Raw genomic sequence first — 24218 nt, 5'->3', positions numbered from 1 at the left:
CCACGGAAACACAACGGCGTATGAGCATGCATCTCACCAAGCGCAGCAAGATCCTTGTCGCCATCGTCGGCGTCGTCGCGATCCTCGGCGTCATCGCGCAGGCCACCGGCGTGCTGGCCGCGTGGAACGACAAGGTCTGGGGCAACTCGAGTTTCACGCGGGCTGCCAATCTCGAGGGGTATGCACGGTCGACGACCGCACACGCATACACCAACCGTGCGATCACCAGTGGCGAGTTCACGGCGACGAACGCGACCCACACCCACGTGAATCCCGGCTCCACCCTGATTCCCAGCGCGACCGGTTGGACCCATGCCTCGAGTACCGGAATCCTGCTGTTGGGAACGGTGGCGGCGGACGGCCGGTCGTCGGCGACGTACACGATGAACGGCAGTGTCGTGACGGCCACCGCTGCGTCGAACGCCAAGAACATCGAGCTCTTCCCGACCGGCTTCGCCTCTGTGCTGAACACCGACAACAGCCAGTATTCGGCCTCGGTGAGCTGCTCGTCCAGCAACTGGGGCGGGACCGTCTCCACCAATGCAGTGGTCCCGGCCGGAGGCAACTTCCGGGTCGGGCTCACCAACTTCTACGCTGTTCCGGCCGCGAACCAGACCACCACCATCGATTCGCTCGCCGTTGGGTTTCGGGTGCAGGGAACCCTCAAGAGCGTGGTGACCACTACCGCGAAACATGCACTGTCCACCCTGATCCTCGACGTGGACATCAAGACCGCGATCACACTGACCACCGTGTGGACGGTCACTGTGCAGTTCGTCCGCGCCGAGTGCGGCATCGGTGAACCGCTTCCGAGCGCCGGCGTCCAGAGTGCGGCGGCACGGATGGCCCGCCTCGCGCCGAGTTCGTCGAGCACAGCGCCCTCGGAGTCGGCGGTGAGTTCCAGTGCGGAGACTTCGGAACCGAGTCCCGACAGTGAATCTGCGTCCTCGGGGTCGGAGAGTTCCTCGGCAGCCGACTCGGAGTCCAAGGGGTCTTCGTCGACGACCTCCGCCAGCGAGAGTGCAGGCGCCCCGGTTCTGAAGGAGGGGCCGACGACACCGACCGACGTCGACGTAGGGAGTCGTTTCCCGGTGATCGCCACCGACGGCACCGATCTCGGTACGGCGACCTTCCAGAAGATAGAGTCCACCGCACCGTCGGACGGGGCCCGGGCGACGATCGCGGTCAAGATGACGGTCACGACATCCGACGCCGAGGGCGACGGACGGTTGTCGTCGATCGCCTGGGACGACTTCGCCCCGCTGGTCGGGGGAGTGCAACAGGCGGCCGGACAAGCCGCTGCCGAGGGGCCGCCGCTACCGGCGCAACTCGAGCCCGGCGAGACCTACACCGGATGGGTGGCGTTCACGGTGCCGAGCGCTGCGGGTAGCGCCATCTGGAAGGTCTCGGGCACATCGGGATTCACGTTCGTCCTGCCGGAGCCCACGGTCCCGGTGACGTCGACGACCTCGCAGCCCGCACCCGTTGCCGAGGCACCGGAGACGGGCGCACCGGAAACGAGTGAGCCGACCGCCGACGCCCCGGAGGCCGACGCGTCCGAGCCCGAGGACTCCGACCCGGTACCCACCCCGGAGAAGACCAGCTCAGGGTCGGGTTTCGAGGACTCAGCGGACTCGTCGGACGCCGAGTAGCCGACTCGATCCCGTTCGCTTTGACTCGCGAACCGGGCCAATACACAACAGGATTCGCTATCGCAGTGAGTTGTCTCCAGGATGGTCTGTCTGCACCAACCCGGCGAGAGCGCTTGCCAGATAGTCGTCTTCGGCCTCGTTGCCGGGCAGCTCGAGTGCGTGTCGGTAGGCGTCGGCCGCACCGTCATGGTCGTCCAGCTCTTCGAGCGTGAGCGCGCGTGCGACGTGGAACGGGCGATACCGGTCGAGAGCGGGGTTCGACGCCAGGCGGTCGAGCATCGCCAGTCCGCGCGTCGGACCGAACGCCCGGCCGACGGCGACGGCTCGTCCCACCCGCACAACCGGTCCCGGGTCGTGGGTTTCCAGCATGCGATACAGAACCGCGATCTGCGCCCAGTCGGTGGCGTCTGCGGTGGCCGCCTCGGCGTGGACCGCAGCGATTGCCGCCTGGACCGTGTACGCACCCGCGTCCCGTTGTGCGGCAACCGATTCTGCGAGCATCGTCCCTTCCACGATGAGCCGTGCATCCCATCGGGTCCGGTCCTGGTCGGACAACGGAATCGGACGACCCGAAGGCTCCACCCGTGCCGGCCGCCGCGACTCGGTGAGCAACAGCAGCGCGAGCAGCCCGGTCGTCTCGGCGCGGGGGAGTAGGCCATGCAGAGTCCGCGCGAGCGAGATGGCCTCGGCGGTGATGTCGTCGCGGATGTGCTCGCTGCCCGTGGACCGTGCGTAGCCTTCCGAATACGTCAGGTACACAACTCGTAAGACGCCACCGAGTCGTTCAGGTAAGTCTTCGGGACGCGGCGGATGGAAGGGGACACCGAGTGTTCTGATCCGCTTCTTCGCGCGCACCAGTCGTTGCTGTGCGGTGGAAACCGGGATCAGGAGTGCGTGCGCGACCTCGGGTGTGGTGAGACCGGCGACGAATCGCAGCATGAGAGCGATCCGATCGTCGACCCGCAGCACCGGGTGGGTGCAGGCGAAGAACATGCCGAGGCGTTCGTCGGGCAGTGGCATCGGCACGGTGTCGGCCGGGTCGCCGAAGTCGGCCGGAATGGGTGCGCGATCCGAATCGGTCTGCAGCTGCGCGAGTTTCCCGGCGAGCACGTTCTCCCGCCGCAAGGCATCGAGCACCCGACGTTTGGCAGTCGTCGTCAGCCACGCTCCGGCGACTCGGGGACGCCGGTCCGCGGCCAGGTCACCAACGCCTGTGCCAGAGCATCCTGCAAGGCGTCCTCGGCACGATCGAGGTCGCCGAATCTCTTGGTGAGAGTGGCGATGACGCGCGTGCGGACGTCGCGGTCGACAGCGGCCACCGCTCGACGGGTCACGAACTCCGCGCCCGTCGAGCGGTCCGATGGTCCGGTCATGCTCAGTACGGTGCGAGCGGCCGGATCTCCACGTGCCCTCCCGGCGCCGAACCAGGGCTTCGACGGGCCCAGTCGATCGCCTCATCGATGTCGGCGACGTCGATGACGTACACGCCGCCGACGAACTCGCGCACCTCGGCGAACGGGCCGGACGATGCCACGACACGTTCGCCGCTCCCGTCCGTGTGCACGACTGCGCGTTCGTCCTCGAGGGCGAACGAGCTGACCACGACGCCGGCCTTGGTGATCTCCTCGTCGAAGGCGAAGAACTCCTCGGGCGTGGCGCCGCCGTCCTCGCCGCACGCCGGGTCGTCGACATGGCCCATGAGCAGCAGTGCGTACTTCATCGTTCCTCCAGTCATCTGCCGCCGGACCGGAGTGGCCCGACACCATGGTGACGTACGGGCAGACGCGATATCGACAGCTGCCGGATAACAGTCGACCGGCCGCTCGCGACGGCCGCGCCCGGCCCACCACGACCGAGGAGTCGTCGTCGACGGCGACGACCTGGCCGCTCACCCTGAAATCCGCCTCTGAAAACTGGCCTCCGTATGTGTCCTGACCAGCGGTATAGACGACGCGATGTCATCGGCTGGTCTGTGGAGGGTGGTTTACAGGGGCGGATTGCAGCCCGAGGCAGCGGCGGTGGATGGAGCGGTCGACGCGCCGGTGTCGCGGGTTCCGACGCACGAGTCCGGGAAACGAGAAGTGGGAGGTCCGAAAACGGACCTCCCACTCGTCGGGGTGGATGACGGGACTCGAACCCGCGACAGCCAGGATCACAACCTGGTGCTCTACCAACTGAACTACATCCACCATCGGCGCCGGAAACCTGGGCTCTCGCCCGGGCCTCAGAGCCAAGAACACTCTAGCGGGTCGATGCCTCAGAACTCCAATCGGTTTTCTGACCTGGGCTTTCAGGCAGGTCCGAGATCCTTGACGATGTTCGCCAACGCGTCGACGTCGGGGCCGGGCGTCGGCACGAACGCCGCCGCGCGGTAGTAACGGAGCTCGCGGATCGACTCGCGGATGTCGGCGAGTGCGCGGTGGGCGAGGCCCTTCTCGGGCTGGCCGAAGTACACGCGCGGGTACCAGCGGCGGCACAGTTCCTTGATGGAACTGACGTCGACCATCCGATAGTGCAGGTAGGCGTCGAGTTCGGGCATGTCGCGGGCGATGAAACCGCGGTCGGTGGCGATCGAGTTGCCGGCCAGCGGGACGGCTCCGGGCGTCGTCACGTGTTTGCGGATGTAGTCGAGGACCATCTTCTCGGCCTCGGCGAGCGTGACGGTGGACTTGCGTACCTCGTCGGTGAGGCCGGAGTCCGCATGCATCTTGGTCACGACGTCGGGCATCGACGCGAGAGCCTCGTCGTCGGCGTGGATGACGACGTCGACGCCGTCACCCAGGATGTTGAGGTCACCGTCGGTGACCAGGGCCGCGATCTCGATCAGCTTGTCCGATTCGAGTCGGAGGCCGGTCATCTCGCAATCTATCCACACCAGTTTGTCCTGCACCCGACAACCTTAGCCAACCGTCACGACAAGCCCGCGTGAGACGCGGAACAGCGAACCGACCCGGGCTATCGTGTCCCTCGTGACCGAAGCCCTCAGCCCTGCTCAGACGATCGCCGCCGGCTACGCCTTCACCTCGACCTCGCTCGAACTGGGGACGGTGTCGGTGGACGGACAGGTCGACGCCACCGCCTCGGTGCGCATCCCGCTCGCGATGATGAACCGGCACGGCCTGGTCGCCGGGGCCACGGGTACCGGCAAGACGAAAACGCTGCAGTTGCTGGCCGAACAGCTCTCCACCAACGGGGTGCCCGTGGTGATGGCCGACATCAAGGGCGACCTGTCAGGACTGAGTCGCGAGGGCGTCGGCAGCGACAAGATCGTCGAACGCGCACAGCAGACCGGCGATGCCTGGCGGCCGGCCTCCTATCCGGTGGAGTTCGTCTCGCTCGGGTCCACCGGCATCGGTGTGCCCATCCGGGCGACGATCACGTCGTTCGGTCCGATCCTGCTCTCGAAGGTGTTGGGACTCAACGACACCCAGGAGTCCACTCTCGGGCTCATCTTCCATTGGGCGGACAAGAAGGGCCTGCCGCTGCTCGACCTGAAGGATCTGCGGTCGGTCATCGCCTTCCTCACCGGCGACGAGGGCAAGGCGGAGTTGAAGAACATCGGCGGGGTCTCCCGCCAGACCGCGGGCGTGATCCTGCGTGCGCTCACCAATCTCGAGGCCGGCGGGGGTGACACCTTCTTCGGTGAGCCCGAGGTGGAACCCGCCGATCTGATCCGGCTCGCGGCCGACGGCCGCGGCATCATCACGCTGTTCGAACTCGGTGCGCAGGCCACCCGTCCGGCCCTGTTCTCGACGTTTCTCATGTGGATTCTGGCCGACCTCTTCGAGTTCCTGCCGGAGGTCGGCGACCTCGACAAGCCGAAGCTGGTCTTCATCTTCGACGAGTCGCATCTGCTGTTCGACGACGCGTCGAAGGCGTTCGTCGATCAGGTCGTGCAGACGGTGAAGCTGATCCGCTCGAAGGGCGTGGGCGTGTTCTTCTGCTCTCAGCTGCCCACCGACATCCCCAACGAGGTGCTCTCGCAGCTCGGCGCCCGCATCCAGCATGCGTTGCGCGCCTTCACCCCTGACGATCAGAAGGCGCTGAAGAAGACGGTCAAGACCTATCCGGTCTCGGAGATCTACCAGCTCGAGCAGGTCCTCACGTCGCTGGGTACGGGCGAGGCCGTGGTGACGGTGCTGTCGGAGAAGGGTGCGCCGACACCGGTCGCGTGGACGGTGGTGCGCCCGCCGCGTTCGTCGATGGATGCCATCGGGGCGGAGGCGATCACGGCTGCGGCCACGACGAGTCCGTTGTACGCCAAGTACGGGCAGTCGATAGATCGCGAGTCGGCCTACGAGGTGCTCGCCGCGAACACCCTGTCACCCGGGGAGTCCGCCGACGCACCGGCCCCCGTGCCGGTACCGTCACCCGCCCCTGCACCGAAGCAGGCTCCGGCACCGACGCAGGCACCGAAGCCGGCACCCGAGGAGCCGGACATCATCACCGAGGTGCTGACCAGCAAGCCGGTCCAGAGCTTCCTGCGTTCGGCGGCCAGTGCCGCGGGACGCGAGTTCAGTCGCGCGATCTTCGGTACGGGTCGACGCCGCCGGCGGTGAGGAGTCTCGCTACTCGGCGCTGAACTTCCGGTAGAAACCGCCGACGATGGGTGCGACGACGGCGCGCGGGGTGTACCCACCGGCGACCGACATCGCCTTGGACAGCGTTCCCGGCACGATACGCATCTTGTTGTGCGCCAACGCGTCCAGGCTCATCTCCGCGACCTTGGCCGACGAGTGCCAGAGGAAATCGGGGACGACCTTGTCCACGATCGACGCCTCGTCGGGCGACGGGGTGTGCGTACGGACGGGTCCGGGCGCGAGAAGCGTGACGTGGACGCCCTGCGAGGAGACCTCGCCGCGCAGCGACTCGCTGAAGGTGTTCACGAAGGCCTTCGTCGCCGCATAGGTGGCGTTGTTGGGGATCGGCATGTTGCCGGCTGCCGAGCCCACCATGAGGATGCCGCCGGAACCGCGCTTGACCATCTGGGGGAGCACCGCGAGGGTCAGGTCGTGCACGGCGTTGACGTTCAGCAGGACCTGGGCCCGTTCGTATTCGGCGTCGAGGTCGGCGACGGGGCCGAAGGTGGCGATGCCAGCGTTGTTGCACAGGATCGAGATCTCGCGGCCGGCGAATTCCGCGGCGAGGACCGCGACATTGGTGGGGTCGGACAGATCGACGGCGCGGACCTCGACGGCCACCTGATGCGCTGTGCGCAGTTCGCCGGCGAGTTCTTCGAGGAGGTCGCCGCGACGGGCGACGAGGATGACCGAATGGCCGCGGGCGGCCAGTGCCCGGGCGAGCTCGCGGCCGATGCCCGACGAGGCTCCGGTGACGACGGCGCGGGCGTTTGCTGAAGGCGGCGGTACCGGCATGGGGCAATCGTAGCCGTCGCTGTGCTCCGGCCCGGAAAGCCGGAGCACAGCGACGTCGATGTCGTGTGAGGTCAGTCGATACCGGCGGCGACCTCGGTGCCCTGCCGGATCGCGCGCTTGGCGTCGAGCTCGCCCGCGTAGTCGGCGCCGCCGATCACATGGGTCGTGACCCCGGCGAGGGTCAGGGGATCGATGAGCTCGCGCACCGATTCCTGGCCGGCGCAGATCACCACGTTGTCGACCTCGAGGACCCGGGTCTCCTTCACGTTGCCCTCGTCGTCGCGGAAGCTGAGGTGTAGTCCCTGGTCGTCGATCTTGTCGTAGGTTGCGCCGCTGATCTGCTCGACGCCCTTCATCTTCATCGTGGCACGGTGCACCCAGCCGGTCGTCTTGCCGAGCGTCTTGCCCTGCTTACCGGACTTGCGCTGCACCATGTAGACCTGACGCACGGCGGGCAGGGGACGGGGCTTGGTGACGAAACCGGGCTTCTCCGGATCGTCGGTGACGCCCCATTCCTGTTCCCATTCCTTCAGATTCAGCGTCGGCGACTCGTCGGTGGTGAGGAATTCGCTGACGTCGAAGCCGATACCGCCGGCACCGATGACGGCGACGCGCTTGCCGATCTCGCGGTGGCCGAGCACGGCGTCGGCGTAGGACATCGCCATGGGGTGGTCGACGCCGGGGAAGTTCGGGATACGCGGCACGACGCCGGTGGCGACGATGACGTCGTCGAACTTCTCGGCGATGATCGTGTCCGCGTCGACCCGGGTGTTGAGTCGGACGTCGACGCCGAGGACCTCGAGTTTGCGGGTGAAGTAGCGGATCGTCTCGTTGAACTCCTCCTTGCCCGGGATGCGGGCGGCGATGGAGAACTGGCCGCCGATGGACTTGCCGCCCTCGAAGAGAGTCACCTTGTGGCCGCGTTCGGCGCTCGCCACGGCAGCCGACAGGCCGGCCGGTCCGGCGCCGACGACGGCCACCCGCTTGGCCTTGCGGGTCGGGCTGAGGATCAGCGTGGTCTCACGCCCGGCGCGCGGATTGACCAGGCACGACACCTTCTTGCCGACGAAGGCGTGGTCGAGGCAGGCCTGGTTGCAGCCGATGCAGGTGTTGATCTCGTCGGCGCGTCCCTCGCGGGCCTTGTTCGCCAGATGCGGGTCGGCGAGGAACGGGCGGGCCATCTGGATGGCGTCGACGCGGCCGTTGCCGAGGATCTCCTCGGCGAACTCTGCGGTGTTGATGCGGTTGGCGGCGATCAGCGGGATCGACACCTCGTCGCGGAGACGCTCGGTGAACTTCACGAATGCGCCACGCGGGACCGAGGTCACGATGGTGGGAACCTGTGCCTCGTGCCAGCCGATGTCGGTGTTGATCGCGTCGACACCGAACTCCTCGGCCTTGCGTGCCATGAGGGCGATCTCGTCCCAGGTCTGTCCCTTGCGGATCAGGTCGGCGACGGACTGGCGCAGGATGATCGGGAAGTCGCGGGGAACCTGACGCCGGATCTCCTTGATGACCTCGACCAGGAAGCGCTGCCGGTTCTCGGTGTTGCCGCCCCACTTGTCGGTGCGGTCATTGGTGTGGGGGCAGAGGAACTGGTTGATCAGGTAGCCCTCGCCGCCCATGATCTCGATCGCGTCGTATCCGGCCTTGCGCGCCAGCTTCGCCGACTGGCCGAAGGACTTGATCACATGCCGAATGATCGGCTCGGTCATGCGCAGGTGCTTGAACGGGTGGATCGGCGAGGGCTCCTTGCCCGGCGCGACCTTGAACGGGGTGTACCCGTAGCGTCCGGCGTGGATGAGCTGCATGGCGATCTTGCCGCCCTCGTCGTGCACCGCCTTGGTGACGCGCTGATGACGCTTCCAGTCGACGACGTTGGTCATCTTGCCGCCGGCGAAGGCGAGTAGACCGGTGCGGCTGGTCCCGAAACCGCCGGTGATGATCAGTCCCGCACCACCTTTGGCGCGCTCGGCGAAGTAGGCGGCCAGCTTGTCGGTGTCCCAGAGCCGATCCTCGAGACCGGTGTGCATCGACCCCATCACGAGACGGTTCTCGATGGTCATGCCGCCGATCTGGAGCGGGGTGAACAGATGCGGATAATGCGGATTGGGTTGTGCCGTGTGGGCTGACATGGCGCGACCTTTCATCTCGGTGTCGTCGTATCGCTTCGGGTGGGGGTTGCTGTCGTGCAGTTGCCGTCGGGTGACGTGATTCACCTGCCGGCGAGTTCGCGTTCGAGTGCGGGGATGACCTCGTCACACCACTCGATGTAGCTCTCCTCCTGGCGGATGCCGCCGCGCAAGACGAGGTACCGGTGCAGCTTGCGGCCCGTCAGGGCATCGGGCTCGGGGTAGTAGTCCGCCTGGAAACCCTTGTACAGCTTCAGCAGTGCGAGGTGTTCGTCGCGGTGTGCCTTGAACTCGCCGATGATGGCGGCGAGGTCGCCGAACTCCGCGGCGCGAAGCTTCACGCCGATGTCGCTGCGCAACGGTTGCCGGGGAGTGGGACTCATCGCCCACTGCGCCAACGCATCCCGGCCGGCGTCGGAGATGGTGTAGACCTTCTTGTCCGGACGGCCGTCCTGGCTGATCGACTCGACGCTGACCAGTCCGTCGTCGAGGAGCTTCTTGAGCGTCCGGTAGATCTGCTGGTGGGTGGCCGACCAGAAGTAGCCGATGGACCGGTCGAATTGCTGACCGATCTCGTAACCCGTGCCGGGCCGCTCCGCCAGCGACACGAGGATCGCATGTTCGAGCGCCATGTGGGCACGCTAACACTGCAACAGTGCACTATGCAACAAGGTGTATATGAGTCTTGTTGCATATGCGCGGGGAGTCGTGGCCGGGGTGAGGAGAGCGGGCGAGCCGTGAGTACCGCAAACTATTGCGCATGACCGAACCGGGGACGAGATCCCAGAACTTGCTGTCGTGGACGCTCACGACGAACACCGTGGTGGCACCGGAGGAACGCCTGACGTGGCCGCGGACCGTGAGCATCGGACTGCAGCACGTGGTCGCGATGTTCGGCGCGACCTTCCTGGTGCCGGTGCTGACCGGGTTCCCGCCGTCGACGACCCTGTTCTTCTCGGGTGTCGGCACCATCCTCTTCCTGCTGATCACCCGTAACCGGCTGCCCAGCTACCTCGGCTCGAGCTTCGCGATCATCGCCCCGGTCACGGCCGCGGTCGCCTCCGACGGTGCGTCGTCGGCTCTCGGTGGCCTCGTCGCCGTCGGCGCTCTGCTCGTCATCATCGGCCTGATCAGCCACTTCGCCGGTGTGAAGTGGATCGAGACGCTGATGCCGCCGGTGGTGACCGGCGCGATCGTGGCATTGATCGGACTCAATCTCGCTCCGGCCGCGAAGAACAATTTCGTCGCCGACCCCGTCCTCGCGACCATCGTGCTCGTCCTGCTCGTGGCGTCGGCGGTGATGTTCCGCGGGTTGCTCGGTCGTCTCGCGATCTTCCTCAGCGTCGCCGTCGGCTATCTGCTGGCACTCCTGCTCGACTGGATCGACTCCGACAACGACTACATCGACACCTCCGGGATCGCCGACGCCGCGTGGATCGGCCTGCCCGACTTCCAGACCCCGACCTTCGATCTCGGTGTGCTGCCGCTGTTCCTGCCCGTGGTCCTGGTGCTCGTGGTGGAGAACATCGGTCACGTGAAGTCGGTGGCGATGATGACCGGCAAGAACTACGACGACACGATGGGCCGTGCGCTCGCCGCCGACGGCCTGGCGACGATGCTCGCGGGCAGCGGTGGCGGGTCGGCGACGACCACCTACGCCGAGAACATCGGCGTGATGTCGGCGACCAAGGTGTATTCGACGGCGGCCTACTGGGTGGCCGGTGCGGCCGCGATCCTGCTCGGCCTCTCGCCGAAGATCGGCGCCGTGATCGCCGCCATCCCGCCGGGCGTCCTGGGCGGCGTCACCACCGCGCTCTACGGTCTGGTCGGCATCATCGGCGTCCAGATCTGGGTGAGCAACAAGGTCGACTTCTCCAAGCCGATCAACCAGTTCACCGCCGCGATCCCGCTCATCATCGGCATCGCCGACTACACCTGGCAGATCGGCGATCTCGTGTTCGCGGGGATCTCTCTGGGTTCGGTGGCCGCGCTGGTGATCTACCACTCCATGCGGATCATCGGTGGCTGGCGGGGGACGGTGGTCCCCGACAAGAGCTGATCGACCGATGAAGTCTGGTAGTCGCCGGTCACCACGGGAGTCGCAGTGGTATGTCGGGGATGGGGCCCGGCAGGTCCACGTCGCCGTCGGCGCGGTCGTTGAGCAGATACAGCCACCACAGTGGGGCGAACGCGGCACCGGGTGGAGGTGGCGGGAGCTCGGGCACATCGGGTTTACGCGGGACATAGAGTTCGGGCGGTTGACCGGTGATGACCTTCACCATGTTCCGGAAGGCTGTCGAGTCCGGGTCGTTCCAGTAGCCGCCATGGGTCTTGACCCCGCTGTCATACCGGCGGCCGTCGATCTCGACGGAGCCGGTGTCCAACCGCCGCACGCCGGGTGCGAAATCGGGGTCGGAGCCGTGTGGATTGCCGGGTAGGGATTGCGCATAGTGGATCGGATCGCCCGGGAAGGTCAGTGAATAACGTTCGACGCCGCCCGGGTGGGGCAGATCGTGCACTCCGGTGCCGGCCGACGACGCATAGATGACGCGATCCGGTGTCAGTCCGAGTTGTTCCGCCGTGCCGACCACCGATCCGCCGTACGAATGGCCTATGTAGGTGGTGCTCGCCCCGGGCGCGTGGTGGGCGATCTCGGCGTCGAGTTCGGATCCGAACAGCGCGAGCCGATGCGCCATGGCGGCGGCGAAGGCCGGACTCGTGGCGGCGCGAAGATCTCTCGGCAGATCACCGTCGAGGTAGAGGAACACCGGGCCGTTGGTCTGGGCGGTGAGTTCGGCTGCGGCACGACGGTTGTCGCCGCCGGCGGTGTCGACGGTGGTGCCCGTTCCCGGGACATACGTGGCGACGTTCCTGATACCGGGCCGAAGAGATCCGATCATCTCGACGGTGCGACCCTGCGGTGTGTTCACGAAGGTCACGAACTGCCGCTCGACCAGGCCGTCGTCACCGGCGTGAGGCACCGGAGCGGTCGGATCGCTTGTCTGCGTCAACATGTCTCGCAGCGTTCGCGCTCGACGGCCCTCGCCCCGGCCGGCCTGGATCTCGCCGACGAGGGCGTTGCGGATGTTGATCTCGTTGGCCTGGATGCGGAGGTCGAAGGGAACGCCCGGAAGGTTGCCCATCACATGTGGATTCGCCTGCACCAGGCGGCGTACGTCATCGGGTGCCATCCGTTCGAGAACGGTGCGGATCTGGGACGGCGTCAGGCTCTCGAGGGTGCGCACCGCGGCGTCGGCGTCCATCGTCCGGTTGCCGGGCAGAGTGACCTCGGGTTGGCCGTCGACCATCGATGCGAGATCGGCGGCGAACCCGACGAGTCGGGCGCCGTAGCGTTCGTCGAGGGTGTCGATCGTGGTGAGTCCCGAGTCGATGCTGTCGGTGAGCTCGGCGGCGGTCGGGTCGCGAACGGGATCGGGATGGGTGACGGTCCCGTCGTCGGCGACGAGGAACCCGTCATCGGTCGCGGCGTCGACGAGTCGCAGGACGTGATCGCGGGCGTGGGTGAGATCGGTCCCGGCGTCGGAGGCCTCGTCGGCGATCATCTGCAGGACGTTGCGGACCTCGCCGGCGTGATCGTGCTCCTGCCAGATCCGTCGATGTGCGGCGTCGTGGGTTCGGCCACGCCAAGCCGCGGCGGAATCGAACCTCGCGACGGCGCGGTCGAGTCCGGTGTCGAGGGACTCGGCGGTGACTGCGGCCGCCGTTCCCGCGTCGCAGAAGGACTGCGGGTTCCACGTGCGCAACGCCGAGATCGTCGGGCGCATCAGCGATTCCGCAGGGAGTCGAGCTTCGACGCGGCTCGGGTGTCGGTGGTGATCGTCGTCGAGACGAAGGCGTCGAGGATCTCGCTCATCGCGATCAGACGGTTTCCGATCGACTCGGCGGCGCGTCGCGCGGGTTCGGCGGTGTCGCGAAGTGCATGCGCGACCCGACTCGACGAGCCCCGGGCGTCGCCGATGGCCGCGGTGTCGATCGCGTGGACGGCGATGCCGTTGGCGCGCCACGAGGCGACGACTCCCTCGATCTCGGCCGGCGACACTCCGAAAGTGTCGTCGGGCGTCCGGTTTCCGCGGTCGGACGATGGAATCCGGAGTGGGAGAGTGGGAATGGTGAGCGGGAGCGTCATGATCCTCCGTGGCGTGATCCTCGAGGACTGCGACCACCCGGAGAGGTGGTGCGATTCTTGGACGCGCGGCGCGCCTCGCCGGTTCCGAAAAGGGTTTCGCCGCGAAAGTGTCCGCGGGCTACGTTGGGGACACTCAGCCACACCGGACAGGGAGACACCGATGCCGCAGCAGGCCTGGCGTGCGAGAGCCGAGCGGGCTGACGACGTCACGCGCGTCCACGAGATCAACGCCGATGCCTTCGGGACGCCGGCGGAGGCCGAGCTGGTCGACGCGCTCCGGACCGACCCGGCATGGATCGACGGACTGTCCATGGTCTCCGTCGACGACGACGATCGACCGGTCGGCTACGCACTGCTGACGCGCTGCCACATCGGTGATGCCCCGGCGCTCTGCCTCGCGCCCTGCGCGGTGGTCGCCGCACTGCAGCGGACGGGCGCCGGTTCGGCCGCGATCGCCGCCGCCCTCGACGCGGCCCGCGAGATGGGGGAGAGCACCGTCGTCGTGCTCGGCCACGCCGACTACTACCCGCGGTTCGGCTTCCGACGAGCCGTCGACCACGGCGTCCGGCTGAGCATCGAGGTGCCCGAGGAGGCCCTGATGGTGCTCAGCCTCGACGGGACCGACATCCCCGCCGGGACGGTTCGCTACGCGGCACCGTTCGGCATCTGAACGGAGTCACAGTGCCCCCGGCAGGACTCGAACCTGCGACCTAGGGATTAGAAGGCCCTTGCTCTATCCACCTGAGCTACGGAGGCTGACCGGCGCACGTGGCGTCGGGCACATGGAGTTTACGACATGTCGCCACCCCCGCTGCAGGTGTGCCGCACACCACGGCGTCACCAGGTCGGACGGTGTGCGGTCCGCGCCCGGACCTACAGTTGAGTAATGACCCGCACGTCGACGTCCGCCTCGCCGGATCAGAATCGCGACGCGATGAACGAACCACGCGGCGTCGTCTCCGCGGTCCTCTGGGCGTCGGGATGGCTCGCCGCGATCGTGGCCGTCGCCGTCACCGCCGTGTCCGCGTCCACCGCGCTCAAGTTGACCGGCGTCCCCGACCCGGGGCCGCTCACGACCTACGGTCTCCCGACGCTCACGGCGATCGGTGAGTTCGCGGCTGCGATCGCCCTCGGGTGTGCGGTGTTCGCCGCGTTCTTCGTGCCCCCGCAGTCCGACCACGTGCTCGACGTCGGCGGCTATCGTGCCATCCGGATCGCAGCCTCATCGGCACTGGTGTGGTCGGTGTGCGCGCTGCTGCTGATGCCGCTCTCGGCGTCGGAGGTCAGCGGGTCGCCGCTGTCGGAGGCGATCAAACCGGCCAACCTGATCAATGCATACGGCCAGGTCGCCGAGGTGCGCACCTGGTTCTGGACGGCGGTGTTCGCGCTGGTCGGCGCGGTCATCGCGCGGATGGTCCTCAAGTGGGGGCCGACGGTCGCGGTCATCGTGTTCATGATCCTCAGCCTGATGCCGTCCGCGCTGGCCGGGCACTCGTCGTCGGGCGGCAACCATGACATCGCCACCAACAGCCTCATCCTGCACCTGATCGGCGCGACCGTCTGGCTGGGCGGGCTCGCCGCCGTCGTGGTCTACGCACTCGCGTCCGGCCGGTGGCGAGGGCTGGCCGTTCGACGCTTCTCGCGCGTCGCGTTCTGGTGCATCATCGTCGTCGGGGTCAGCGGCGTGATCAACGCACTGGTGCGAGTGCCCCTCGATCAGCTGTTCTCCGACACCTACGGCCGGCTCGTCATCGCCAAGGTGGCGGCACTCGTCGTCCTCGGCGCTCTCGGTGCGTGGCACCGCCGCGTGACCATCGCGCAGCTCGAATCGGACGAACGGCCCTCGCTGTTCGTGCGGTTCGGACTCGTGGAGCTGGCCGTCTTCGCGGCCACCTTCGGTCTTGCGGTCGGCCTGAGCCGGACCCCGCCGCCGGCCCTGGACACCGCGAACGTCTCCGCGGTCGAGAACACCATCGGCTACGACATCGACAGTCCGCCGACCTTCGCCCGGTTCTTCACCGACTGGCGTTTCGACCTCATCTTCGGTCTCGCCGCCATCGTCCTGGCAGTCGTGTACATCCGCGGCGTCGTGCGGTTGAAGCGCCGCGGCGACGACTGGCCGATCGGCCGCACCGTCGCGTGGCTCCTCGGATGTCTGCTGCTTCTCCTGGCGACCTCGTCGGGTCTCGGTCGATACGGCCCGGCGATGTTCAGCATTCACATGATCGCCCACATGCTGATGTCGATGATGATCCCCGTGCTGCTGGTCCTGGGCGGTCCGGTGACCCTGGCACTCCGCGCGCTGCCACCCGCCGGCCGCGGCAACCCACCCGGGCCGCGCGAGTGGATTCAGGCGGGCGTCCACTCGGCGCCGTCGCGCATCCTCACGCACCCGCTGATCGCGGCCGTCATGTTCGTCGGCAGCTTCTACATCCTCTACCTCGGCGGCCTGTACGAGTCGGTGGTCCAGTACCACGCGGCACACCTGCTGATGAACCTGCACTTCCTGCTCAGCGGCTACCTGTTCTACTGGCTCGTCATCGGCATCGACCCCGCGCCGCGTCAGGTGAGACCCGTGGCCAAGCTGGGGATCGTGCTGGGCTCCTTGCCTTTCCACGCCTTCTTCGGTGTGGCCCTGATGATGACCACCGCCGTCATCGCCGAGAGCTACTACCGCGGCCTGAACCTGCCGTGGACCTACAACCTCTTCGACGACCAGCGCGTCGGTGGCGGAATCGCTTGGGCCGCAGGCGAGATCCCGCTCGTCGTCATCATGCTGGCCCTCCTGGTGCAGTGGCAGCGCAGCGACACCCGGCAGGCCAAACGCTACGACCGCAACGCGGTCCGCGATCACGACGCCGAACTCGAGAGCTACAACGACATGCTCAAGGAGCTCAACAAGCGCGGCTGACCTGCAACAGGACTCAGCTCGACCCCGTCGAGACCGCGCAGACGGACGCCCCGGCCTGGACCAGGGCGGCGACATGGAGCGGGTCGAAACCGAGATCGGCGGCCGTGTGCGTGGTCGATGCGACCAGCTCCGGCGGGCATCGAAGGGTCGTCACGATGCCGCGTGAGGTCGCGAGTTGGTCGACGATCGCGACGTTCAACTCGTTGATCGCGGTCCGGACCGCGCCGAGATCCGGTGTCGCAGCGGGTGCTGTCTGTCCGGGCAGCCGCCACTGGGCGAACAGCCCTCGCTGCACGGTCTTGCTCGCCTCGATCTGGTCACGGAACACCGTGCGTACGTAGGCGGGATCGAGGTCACGGTCCAGAGCCAGCTGCGACACCGTCTCGAGGACGACCTGCTCGCGGGCCGGGTCGTCGATGGCCGCGCCGGATGCCCACTTCGTCGCGGCCACCGTGTCGGCCAGCGCGAGGCGCCCGGCGATGGCGTCGGTCAGGCCCGTCAACGCATGCTGTGCGCTCGGTGCCGCTGTAGAGAAGGGCGGCGCCACCAGCATCATGGCCGCCGCGATCAGACCGACCAGGAACACTCGCATCCGCATTCCGCGATTCTATGGTCGGACGCGCCACATGTACCCGCCGATCTGTGGGTAACCCGCAGAGTTCTCCACAACGACATCGGGTCGCCGTCTCCGCAGCACGCCGGGGGAGATGCTGATGCAGCCACACTTCCCGTGGCCGACACCAGTAGGAGACGACCATGTTTGAGACGTACACCACCGTCATCGGAACCGTTGTGTCCGAGCCCCGCCGACGCCAGACCACCACCGGCGAGGACGTGATCTCGTTCCGCGTGGCCTGCACCTCGCGCCGCATCGACAAGCGCACCGGTGAGTGGATGGACGGGCCCACGCTGTATCTGACGGTGAGCTGCTGGCGACGACTACTCGCCGGCGTCGGCCTCGCCATCGCGAAGGGCCGCCCGGTCATGGCGCATGGTCAGATCAAGACCAACGAGTATCCCGCTGCGGACGGTTCACGCCGCTCCGACCTCGAGATGACCGCCGTCGCGGTAGGCCTCGACCTGAGCCGGTGCATCGTCACCTACCGGGGGACGCCGTCGTCGGAACGCGGCGTCGCCGTCGGCGTGCCGCTGACAGACGAGAAATCGGTCACCAGCGAGACGACCCCGTCTGCGGCGTAAGGAATCGTGCCGACGCCCGACGGCGAAACGAGGTCGCACGCGAGCTCGATCCGGCCACGCGACTCCGGCCGAGGTCGTCAGGCCTGATCGACGTCGCGCGCGACTTCACTCCGGGCGATTCGGCTCGGCCGTCGCCCATCGGCGGGGACTGCGGAGGCGGTGACTAGACTGGGTTGCTGTTGTGCCACGAGGGCCCACCTCCAGTGTGCTGACGACTCCCGACGCGGGAGGTTTGCGGGAGGGGCCGCGGCAGATGAGCCAATATTCGCTGGTAGAGAGGCTAAGACATGGCAGAGTTCATATACACGATGAAGAAGGTGCGCAAGGCGCACGGCGACAAGGTCATCCTCGACGACGTCACCATGTCCTTCTACCCGGGCGCCAAGATCGGCGTCGTCGGTCCCAACGGCGCGGGTAAGTCGTCGATCCTGAAGATCATGGCCGGCCTCGACCAGCCGTCCAACGGTGAGGCTTTCCTCGACCCCGACGCCACCGTCGGCATCCTGCTCCAGGAGCCCCCTCTCAACGAGGAGAAGACGGTCAAGGAGAACGTCGAAGAGGGTATGGGCGACATCAAGGTCAAGCTCGACCGCTTCAACGAGATCGCCGAACTGCTCGCCACCGACTACTCCGACGAGCTGATGGAGGAGATGGGCAAGCTCCAGGAAGATCTGGACAACAACGACGCCTGGGACCTCGACTCGCAGCTCGAGCAGGCCATGGACGCGCTGCGCTGCCCGCCCGCGGACTCGCCGGTCACGCATCTCTCCGGTGGTGAGCGTCGCCGTGTCGCGTTGTGCAAGCTGCTGCTGCAGAAGCCCGACCTGCTGCTCCTCGACGAGCCCACCAACCACCTCGACGCCGAGTCGGTGCTGTGGCTCGAGCAGTTCCTCGCGAGCTACCCGGGCGCCGTCCTGGCCGTGACCCACGACCGGTACTTCCTCGATCACGTCGCGCAGTGGATCTGTGAGGTCGACCGCGGCAAGCTGCACCCCTACGAGGGCAACTACTCCACCTACCTGGAGAAGAAGGCCGAGCGTCTCGAGGTCCAGGGCAAGAAGGACCAGAAGCTGCAGCGCCGCCTGAAGGAAGAGCTCGCCTGGGTCCGTTCCGGTTCCAAGGCCCGTCAGACCAAGAACAAGGCTCGCCTGTCCCGTTACGAGGAGATGGTGGCCGAGGCCGAGAAGACGCGGAAGCTCGACTTCGAGGAGATCCAGATCCCGACGCCGCCGCGCCTCGGCGACGTGGTGGTCGAGGTCTCCCACCTCGACAAGGGCTTCGAGGGACGCGTCCTCATCAAGGACCTGTCCTTCACCCTGCCGCGTAACGGCATCGTCGGCGTGATCGGCCCCAACGGTGTCGGTAAGACGACGCTGTTCAAGACCATCGTCGGTCTCGAGGCGCCCGATTCGGGCACCGTGAAGGTCGGCGAGACGGTCAAGCTGAGCTACGTCGACCAGACGCGCGCCAACATCGACCCCAAGAAGAACGTCTGGGAGGTCGTCTCGGACGGACTCGACTACATCGAGGTCGGCCAGAACGAGATGCCGTCGCGCGCCTACGTCAGTGCCTTCGGCTTCAAGGGGCCGGATCAGCAGAAGAAGGCCGAGGTCCTCTCCGGTGGCGAGCGCAACCGCCTGAACCTCGCGCTCACCCTGAAAGAGGGCGGCAACCTGATCCTCCTCGACGAGCCGACCAACGACCTCGACGTCGAAACCCTGGGATCGCTGGAGAACGCGCTCGAGAACTTCCCCGGCTGTGCCGTGGTCATCAGCCACGACCGCTGGTTCCTCGACCGCACCTGTACCCACATCCTGGCGTGGGAGGGCAACGTCGAGGAAGGACAGTGGTTCTGGTTCGAGGGCAACTTCGAGGCGTATGAGGCCAACAAGATCGAGCGCCTCGGCGCCGACGCGGCCCGCCCGCATCGGGTGACGCACCGCAAACTCACCCGCGATTAATCCCATCCCCGTCCGGTACGGGTGACTAGCATCGGCGATGTGACGTCACTCGTGCCGGACGCGGTGAACCACTACTTCAAGTCCCGGGCCGACGGCTCGGCGACGGACAGCGCCGCCGAGCAGGTGGTGCGTCACCTTGACGTCGCGACCCAGCGCGACCCCGGTCAGGCGCTCGTCGACGTCGTCGTCGACAAGAGCGGCGCGGTCGAGATCGTCGTCGTCAACGACGACATGCCACTCCTGGTCGAGGCGGTGCTCGCGACCGTCGAGGCGCATGACCTCGCCATCGGCAAGATGGATCATCCGATCATGCCGGTCCGGCGCGACACTGACGGCCGGCTCGCGGCGATCGACGACGTACCCGGCGCCGGTTGGGAGTCGTGGATCTTCGTCGGCGGCCTCGCCGGGCATCCCGGTGTCGATCCGCAGGCGCTCCGCTCCGATCTCCTCGAGGTCGTGTCCCGGGTGGGCGACGTCGATCACGACGCCACCCGGATGAGATCGCGGATGACGTCGTGCGCGGCAGATCTGTCGGTCGCCCCGCTGGGCGGGTCGACCGGCATCTCCGACTCGGATCGCTTCGAATACTCGAAGCTCCTCGAGTGGTTCTCCGGGAACCACTTCCACCCGCTCGGTTACACGCGGGTGGGAAGCGACGGTCTCGGCGACGCCGATGAACGACTCGGCGTGTGGCGTACCGACTCGATCACTCGCGACTTCCCGTCGGTCACCGCGCGACCGTTGCTGCCGCAAGCGAGTCGTGTCTTCGTCGCCACCGGTATCCAGCGGTCGAATTTTCCTGTGCTGCTCCAGGTCCCGGCGTTCGATCGGCAGGGAAACCACGACGGCGAACACCGTTTCCTCGGCACGCTCACCTCGTCCGGCCTGCACCAGACCGTGCTCGACGTCCCGGTGCTGCGCACCAAGGTGCACGACGTCCTCGCAGGTGCCGGGGTCGACGAGGATTCCTTCGCCGGCCAGTCCATGATCGAGTTGCTGCAGAACTATCCGCTGGTGGAGATGTTCGCCTCCACCACCGAGGAGCTCACCAGGCGCGTCACCGAGATGCTCGACGCGGTCGCGACCCGGTCGTTGCGGCTGTTCGTGCGCACGAGCGTCGACGGTAAGACCGCGGTGGCCCTCGTCTACCTGCCGCGAGACCGGTACAACACGCAGAGCCGACTGGCCCTCGAACGGGCCCTGATGGACGAATTGCACGGCAGCGCACTGGAATACACCGCTCGAGTGAGTGAGATGCCACTCGCGCTCCTGCAGGTGCTGGTGTGTATCGAGCCGGCCACCGCGTCCGAGCTCGGTTCGGTCGACACCGGATCGCCGGCACACGCCCGTATGCAGGCGGCGCTCGCGACGGCGATCCGCGGATGGGACGAACGTGTCCGTGAACTGGCCGCGGACCTCGGCGATCGCTCGGAAACCCTCGGCGGCGGCCCCGAACTCCTTCTGCGACAACTGCCCTCGCTCTCCGACGATTACAAGGAACTCCGTGAACCGCACGATGCCCTCGAGGACCTGATACGAGTCGTCGCACTCGAGCCGGGAGCACTGGCGGTGACACTCGACGCCACCGAGGAGCGTGGGCCGAACGGCCATTCCCGCTGGCGGTTCACCCTCTATCTGTGTGGGGAGTCGGCGACCCTCACCGACGTCCTACCGGTGCTGCACAGTCTCGGCCTCGACGTTCTCGAAGAGCATCCGTACGAGATCCGCCGGGCCGACGGCACCGTCTGCTGGGCGTACGAGTTCATCGTGGAACTGGCTGCCGGGATGTCGGTGGACCTCGATCACGCCGACGACCTCGAGGAGCGTTTCACCGAGGCGTTCCGACAGATCTGGCTCGCCGCCGCGGAAGTCGACGACTACAACGAACTGATCATCCGGTGCGGACTGGACTGGCGTTCGGCGGCGATGCTGCGCGCCTACGGCCAGTACCTGAGGCAGTGCGGATTCTCTTACAGCACAGCCCATGTCGCGAACGTGCTGGGCCGCAACCGGCGGATCACGCGCGGGCTGGTCGAGTTGTTCGTGGCCTCCTTCGATCCGTCCGCCGCCGATCACGAACACCGGGAACGGGTGAGTGAACAACTCCGTGCGGACATCGGCACGGTGCTGAGTCTCGACGCCGACCGCATCGTGTCGGCCTTCGCCGCCGTCATGAGTGCGACATCACGGACGAACTACTTCGTCACGGTCGGTGATCGGGATGGCGGTGATCGGGATTCCGGCGACAGCCGACCAGACGAGTACTGCCCGGTCATCTCGTTCAAGCTGCGTCCGCGCGAGATCCCGCAGACCCCCGAACCCCGTCCGCTGCACGAGATCTTCGTGTACTCGCCCCGCGTCGAAGGCGTCCACCTGCGGTTCGGTGCAGTGGCCCGCGGCGGCCTGCGCTGGTCGGACCGTCGAGAGGACTTCCGCACCGAGATCCTCGGGCTGGTCAAGGCGCAGGCTGTGAAGAACGCCGTCATCGTCCCGCTCGGCGCGAAAGGCGGTTTCGTCGTCAAGCGGCTGCCGGCACCGACCGGGGACGCCGCGGTGGACCGGGATGCGCAGCGCGAGGAAGGGATCGCCTGCTATCGCCAGTTCATCGCGGGTCTGCTCGACATCACCGACAACATCGATCGCTCGACCGGGGAGGTCATCCCGGCGCGGGGTGTGGTCCGCCTTGACGAGGACGACACCTACCTGGTCGTCGCGGCCGACAAGGGCACCGCGGCGTTCTCCGACATCGCCAACGAGGTGTCGCGGTCCTACGGCTTCTGGCTCGGTGACGCGTTCGCCTCGGGCGGGTCGGCCGGCTACGACCACAAGGCCATGGGCATCACCGCGCGTGGTGCCTGGGAGTCGGTGAAGCGGCATTTCCGCGAGATGGGCGTCGACACCCAGTCGCAGGACTTCACCGTCGTCGGCATCGGCGACATGAGCGGGGACGTGTTCGGCAACGGGATGTTGCTCAGCGAGCACATCCGCCTCGTCGCCGCCTTCGACCACCGGCACATCTTCGTCGACCCGGACCCGGTCGCGGACCGGTCCTTCACCGAACGCCGCAGATTGTTCGACCTGCCGCGGTCGTCGTGGGCCGACTACGACACCGGCCTGATCAGTGCGGGCGGCGGGGTGTGGTCCCGTGACCGCAAGTCGATACCCGTCAGTGCGGAGATGGCGGTCGCGCTCGGCATCGAGGAGGGCATCGACGAGCTCTCACCGCCCGAACTGATCCGCGCGATCCTGCTCGCGCCGGTCGACCTGCTGTGGAACGGCGGGATCGGCACCTACGTCAAGGCGTCGACGGAATCCCATGGGAGCGTCGGTGACAAGTCGAACGACGCGATCCGCGTCGACGGTGATCAGGTGCGGGCCAAGGTGATCGGGGAGGGCGGCAACCTCGGGGTCACCGAGCGCGGCCGGATCGAGTTCGATCTCGCGGGCGGCCGGATCAACACCGACGCGCTCGACAACTCGGCAGGCGTCGACTGCTCGGACCACGAGGTCAACATCAAGATCCTGCTCGACTCGGCGGTGTCGAGCGGTGTGCTCGATCCCGACGACCGGGACCCGCTGCTCGAGTCGATGACCGACGACGTCGCCGATCTCGTTCTCGCCGACAACATCTCACAGAACTCGGAGTTGGGGTTCTGCCGCACCTTCGAGCTGACCCGGGTGGAGGTTCACGCGCGGATGCTCGACCAGCTCTCGCGTGAACGCGGCGTCGACCTGCGGCTCGAAGCCCTCCCGCAAGCGCGCGAGCTCCGTAAACGGTTCGACGGGGAGTTGCATCGCGGACTCACCTCACCCGAGTTCGCGACCTTGATGGCGCACGTCAAACTCGAGGCGAAATCGGATCTGCTGGACAGCGACCTCCCCGACAACGATGTCTTCGCCGCACGCGTGGCCCGCTATTTTCCGGAGGCGTTGCGCGAGAAGTTCGGCGAGCAGATCAACGCGCATCGATTGCGCCGTCAGATCGTCACGACCACCCTCGTCAACGACGTCATCGATCACGCCGGGATGACCCACCTGTTCCGGCTCGGCGAGGGCACCGGATGCACCACAGAGGAAGGGATCCGGGCGTACGTCGTCTCCAACGAGATCTTCGGTATGCGCGAGGTGTTCGAGAGCGTCAGGCACGCGCCGGCGCCGGCGGCGGTCGTCGACGAGATGATGCTGTACGTCCGTCGACTCCTGTTCCGGTCGTCGCGGTGGCTGCTCGCGTTCCGCCCGCAGCCGCTCGCCATGGCCGCCGAGATCAAGCGCTATTCCGGCCGGATCACGCAGCTGTCCGCGCTGATCGACGGCTGGCTGGGGGAGAGCTCGTTGCGCGAGATCTCCGACCGGGTGGACACATACGTCGACAAGGGCGTCCCCGCCGACCTCGCGCAGGCCGTCGCGGTCAGCCTTCACCGGTTCTGCCTGCTCGACATCATCGACGCGGCCGAGATCTCCGACCGCGGCCTCGAGGAGGTCGGTGAGCTCTACTTCGCCGTGATGGAACACTTCGGCCTCGAGGAACTGCTCACCGCGGTGTCCCGACTCGACTACGGCGACCGTTGGCATGCGCTCGCCCGGCTGGCGCTGCGCGACGACATGCACGGCGCGCTGCGGGCCCTCACGCTCAAGATCCTGGAGGTCAGCGAACCCGACGAACCGAGCGCCGACAAGATCGCGGAATGGGAGTCCTCCCAGTCGAACCGGCTGAGCCGTGTCCGCAGCATCCTGGAGGAGATCGAGGAGACCGGGACGCTCGACCTCGCGACGCTGTCGGTCGCCGCGCGGCAGCTCCGCAGTGTGATCAGGTGAGCGGCTTCGCAGTGTGATCAGGTGA

Annotated in this window: 16 protein-coding genes, 2 tRNA genes and 1 pseudogene; 8 read left to right on the top strand and 11 right to left on the bottom strand. The window is 67.0% G+C overall.

Going from position 1 to position 24218, the window contains the following annotated elements; translation table 11 throughout:
• The first annotated feature begins 20 nt into the window (after positions 1 to 20).
• Positions 21 to 1652, top strand: a complete 1632-nt coding sequence (locus NWF34_RS01990) for a hypothetical protein (protein ID WP_258324098.1) — start codon at positions 21 to 23, stop codon at positions 1650 to 1652.
• 57 nt (positions 1653 to 1709) lie between these two features.
• Here NWF34_RS01990 and NWF34_RS01985 read toward each other — a convergent pair.
• The 4 genes and pseudogenes from NWF34_RS01985 to orn form a co-directional block, all read right to left on the bottom strand.
• Positions 1710 to 3025, bottom strand: a pseudogene (locus tag NWF34_RS01985) (RNA polymerase sigma factor).
• Between the two features lie 2 nt (positions 3026 to 3027).
• Positions 3028 to 3372 carry a YciI family protein gene (locus NWF34_RS01980; protein WP_258324097.1) on the bottom strand — a complete coding sequence of 115 codons (345 nt, stop codon included), beginning with the start codon at positions 3370 to 3372 and terminating at the stop codon, positions 3028 to 3030.
• A gap of 396 nt (positions 3373 to 3768) precedes the next feature.
• Positions 3769 to 3841, bottom strand: a tRNA-His gene (locus NWF34_RS01975).
• A 101-nt stretch (positions 3842 to 3942) separates the two neighbouring features.
• A complete protein-coding gene (gene orn, locus NWF34_RS01970; protein WP_159404773.1) occupies positions 3943 to 4542 on the bottom strand; it encodes an oligoribonuclease in 600 nt (199 codons plus the stop codon).
• A 70-nt stretch (positions 4543 to 4612) separates the two neighbouring features.
• Here orn and NWF34_RS01965 point away from each other — a divergent pair, with 70 nt between their 5' ends.
• Entirely contained in the window at positions 4613 to 6211 is a 1599-nt protein-coding gene (locus NWF34_RS01965; protein WP_258324096.1) for a DUF853 domain-containing protein, read from the top strand.
• A 9-nt stretch (positions 6212 to 6220) separates the two neighbouring features.
• Here the strand turns inward: NWF34_RS01965 and cmrA are convergent, their stop codons facing one another.
• The 3 genes from cmrA to NWF34_RS01950 form a co-directional block, all read right to left on the bottom strand.
• On the bottom strand, positions 6221 to 7027 hold the full coding sequence (cmrA, locus tag NWF34_RS01960) for a mycolate reductase (protein WP_182156441.1): 807 nt from the start codon (positions 7025 to 7027) through the stop codon (positions 6221 to 6223).
• A gap of 71 nt (positions 7028 to 7098) precedes the next feature.
• Positions 7099 to 9162, bottom strand: a complete 2064-nt coding sequence (locus tag NWF34_RS01955; RefSeq protein WP_258324095.1) for an NADPH-dependent 2,4-dienoyl-CoA reductase — start codon at positions 9160 to 9162, stop codon at positions 7099 to 7101.
• A gap of 80 nt (positions 9163 to 9242) precedes the next feature.
• Positions 9243 to 9791, bottom strand: a complete 549-nt coding sequence (locus tag NWF34_RS01950) for a PadR family transcriptional regulator (RefSeq protein WP_258324094.1) — start codon at positions 9789 to 9791, stop codon at positions 9243 to 9245.
• Positions 9792 to 9919: 128 nt separating this feature from the next.
• Between NWF34_RS01950 and NWF34_RS01945 the strand changes: the two genes are divergently transcribed.
• On the top strand, positions 9920 to 11218 hold the full coding sequence (locus NWF34_RS01945; protein ID WP_258324093.1) for a uracil-xanthine permease family protein: 1299 nt from the start codon (positions 9920 to 9922) through the stop codon (positions 11216 to 11218).
• 28 nt (positions 11219 to 11246) lie between these two features.
• On the opposite strand, the gene NWF34_RS01940 is transcribed toward NWF34_RS01945, so the two are convergent.
• On the bottom strand, positions 11247 to 12944 hold the full coding sequence (locus NWF34_RS01940; protein ID WP_258324092.1) for a hypothetical protein: 1698 nt from the start codon (positions 12942 to 12944) through the stop codon (positions 11247 to 11249).
• On the bottom strand, positions 12944 to 13306 hold the full coding sequence (locus NWF34_RS01935; RefSeq protein WP_258324091.1) for a hypothetical protein: 363 nt from the start codon (positions 13304 to 13306) through the stop codon (positions 12944 to 12946). Before NWF34_RS01935 ends, NWF34_RS01940 begins: the two co-directional genes overlap by 1 nt.
• A 160-nt stretch (positions 13307 to 13466) precedes the next feature.
• Between NWF34_RS01935 and NWF34_RS01930 the strand changes: the two genes are divergently transcribed.
• Positions 13467 to 13976 (top strand): GNAT family N-acetyltransferase, encoded by a 510-nt coding sequence (locus NWF34_RS01930; protein WP_258324090.1) that lies wholly within the window; start codon positions 13467 to 13469, stop codon positions 13974 to 13976.
• A gap of 12 nt (positions 13977 to 13988) precedes the next feature.
• On the opposite strand, the gene NWF34_RS01925 is transcribed toward NWF34_RS01930, so the two are convergent.
• Positions 13989 to 14062 (bottom strand) — tRNA-Arg (locus NWF34_RS01925).
• 130 nt (positions 14063 to 14192) lie between these two features.
• Here NWF34_RS01925 and NWF34_RS01920 point away from each other — a divergent pair.
• Complete coding sequence (locus NWF34_RS01920) at positions 14193 to 16217, top strand: bifunctional copper resistance protein CopD/cytochrome c oxidase assembly protein (RefSeq protein WP_258324089.1); 2025 nt, start codon at positions 14193 to 14195, stop codon at positions 16215 to 16217.
• A gap of 13 nt (positions 16218 to 16230) precedes the next feature.
• Here NWF34_RS01920 and NWF34_RS01915 read toward each other — a convergent pair whose 3' ends face one another.
• Positions 16231 to 16815, bottom strand: a complete 585-nt coding sequence (locus NWF34_RS01915) for a chorismate mutase (RefSeq protein WP_258324088.1) — start codon at positions 16813 to 16815, stop codon at positions 16231 to 16233.
• Between the two features lie 158 nt (positions 16816 to 16973).
• On the opposite strand from NWF34_RS01915, the gene NWF34_RS01910 reads away from it, so the two are divergent.
• The 3 genes from NWF34_RS01910 (at position 16974) to NWF34_RS01900 (ending at position 24193) form a co-directional block, all read left to right on the top strand.
• The gene (locus tag NWF34_RS01910; RefSeq protein WP_258324087.1) at positions 16974 to 17417 is read left to right on the top strand and encodes a single-stranded DNA-binding protein; all 444 of its coding nucleotides are present in this window, start codon (positions 16974 to 16976) and stop codon (positions 17415 to 17417) included.
• 287 nt (positions 17418 to 17704) lie between these two features.
• A complete protein-coding gene (gene ettA, locus NWF34_RS01905; protein WP_258324086.1) occupies positions 17705 to 19378 on the top strand; it encodes an energy-dependent translational throttle protein EttA in 1674 nt (557 codons plus the stop codon).
• A 39-nt stretch (positions 19379 to 19417) separates the two neighbouring features.
• Complete coding sequence (locus NWF34_RS01900; protein ID WP_258324085.1) at positions 19418 to 24193, top strand: NAD-glutamate dehydrogenase; 4776 nt, start codon at positions 19418 to 19420, stop codon at positions 24191 to 24193.
• The last annotated feature ends 25 nt before the right edge of the window (positions 24194 to 24218 follow it).

This window comes from Gordonia sp. GONU, assembly GCF_024733855.1.
GTDB classification, from domain to species: domain Bacteria; phylum Actinomycetota; class Actinomycetes; order Mycobacteriales; family Mycobacteriaceae; genus Gordonia; species Gordonia amicalis.
This window is presented reverse-complemented; position numbering and strand designations above follow the sequence as displayed.

Excerpts from the sequence above, each read along its gene's own strand:
- cmrA (WP_182156441.1), bottom strand. The coding sequence starts at position 7,027 with ATGCCGGTACCGCCGCCTTCAGCAAACGCCCGCGCCGTCGTCACCGGA.
- NWF34_RS01910 (WP_258324087.1), top strand. The coding sequence starts at position 16,974 with ATGTTTGAGACGTACACCACCGTCATCGGAACCGTTGTGTCCGAGCCC.
- ettA (WP_258324086.1), top strand. The coding sequence starts at position 17,705 with ATGGCAGAGTTCATATACACGATGAAGAAGGTGCGCAAGGCGCACGGC.
- NWF34_RS01990 (WP_258324098.1), top strand. The coding sequence starts at position 21 with ATGAGCATGCATCTCACCAAGCGCAGCAAGATCCTTGTCGCCATCGTC.
- NWF34_RS01945 (WP_258324093.1), top strand. The coding sequence starts at position 9,920 with ATGACCGAACCGGGGACGAGATCCCAGAACTTGCTGTCGTGGACGCTC.
- NWF34_RS01915 (WP_258324088.1), bottom strand. The coding sequence starts at position 16,815 with ATGCGGATGCGAGTGTTCCTGGTCGGTCTGATCGCGGCGGCCATGATG.
- NWF34_RS01935 (WP_258324091.1), bottom strand. The coding sequence starts at position 13,306 with ATGACGCTCCCGCTCACCATTCCCACTCTCCCACTCCGGATTCCATCG.
- NWF34_RS01940 (WP_258324092.1), bottom strand. The coding sequence starts at position 12,944 with ATGCGCCCGACGATCTCGGCGTTGCGCACGTGGAACCCGCAGTCCTTC.
- NWF34_RS01950 (WP_258324094.1), bottom strand. The coding sequence starts at position 9,791 with ATGGCGCTCGAACATGCGATCCTCGTGTCGCTGGCGGAGCGGCCCGGC.
- NWF34_RS01980 (WP_258324097.1), bottom strand. The coding sequence starts at position 3,372 with ATGAAGTACGCACTGCTGCTCATGGGCCATGTCGACGACCCGGCGTGC.
- NWF34_RS01955 (WP_258324095.1), bottom strand. The coding sequence starts at position 9,162 with ATGTCAGCCCACACGGCACAACCCAATCCGCATTATCCGCATCTGTTC.
- NWF34_RS01930 (WP_258324090.1), top strand. The coding sequence starts at position 13,467 with ATGCCGCAGCAGGCCTGGCGTGCGAGAGCCGAGCGGGCTGACGACGTC.
- NWF34_RS01920 (WP_258324089.1), top strand. The coding sequence starts at position 14,193 with ATGACCCGCACGTCGACGTCCGCCTCGCCGGATCAGAATCGCGACGCG.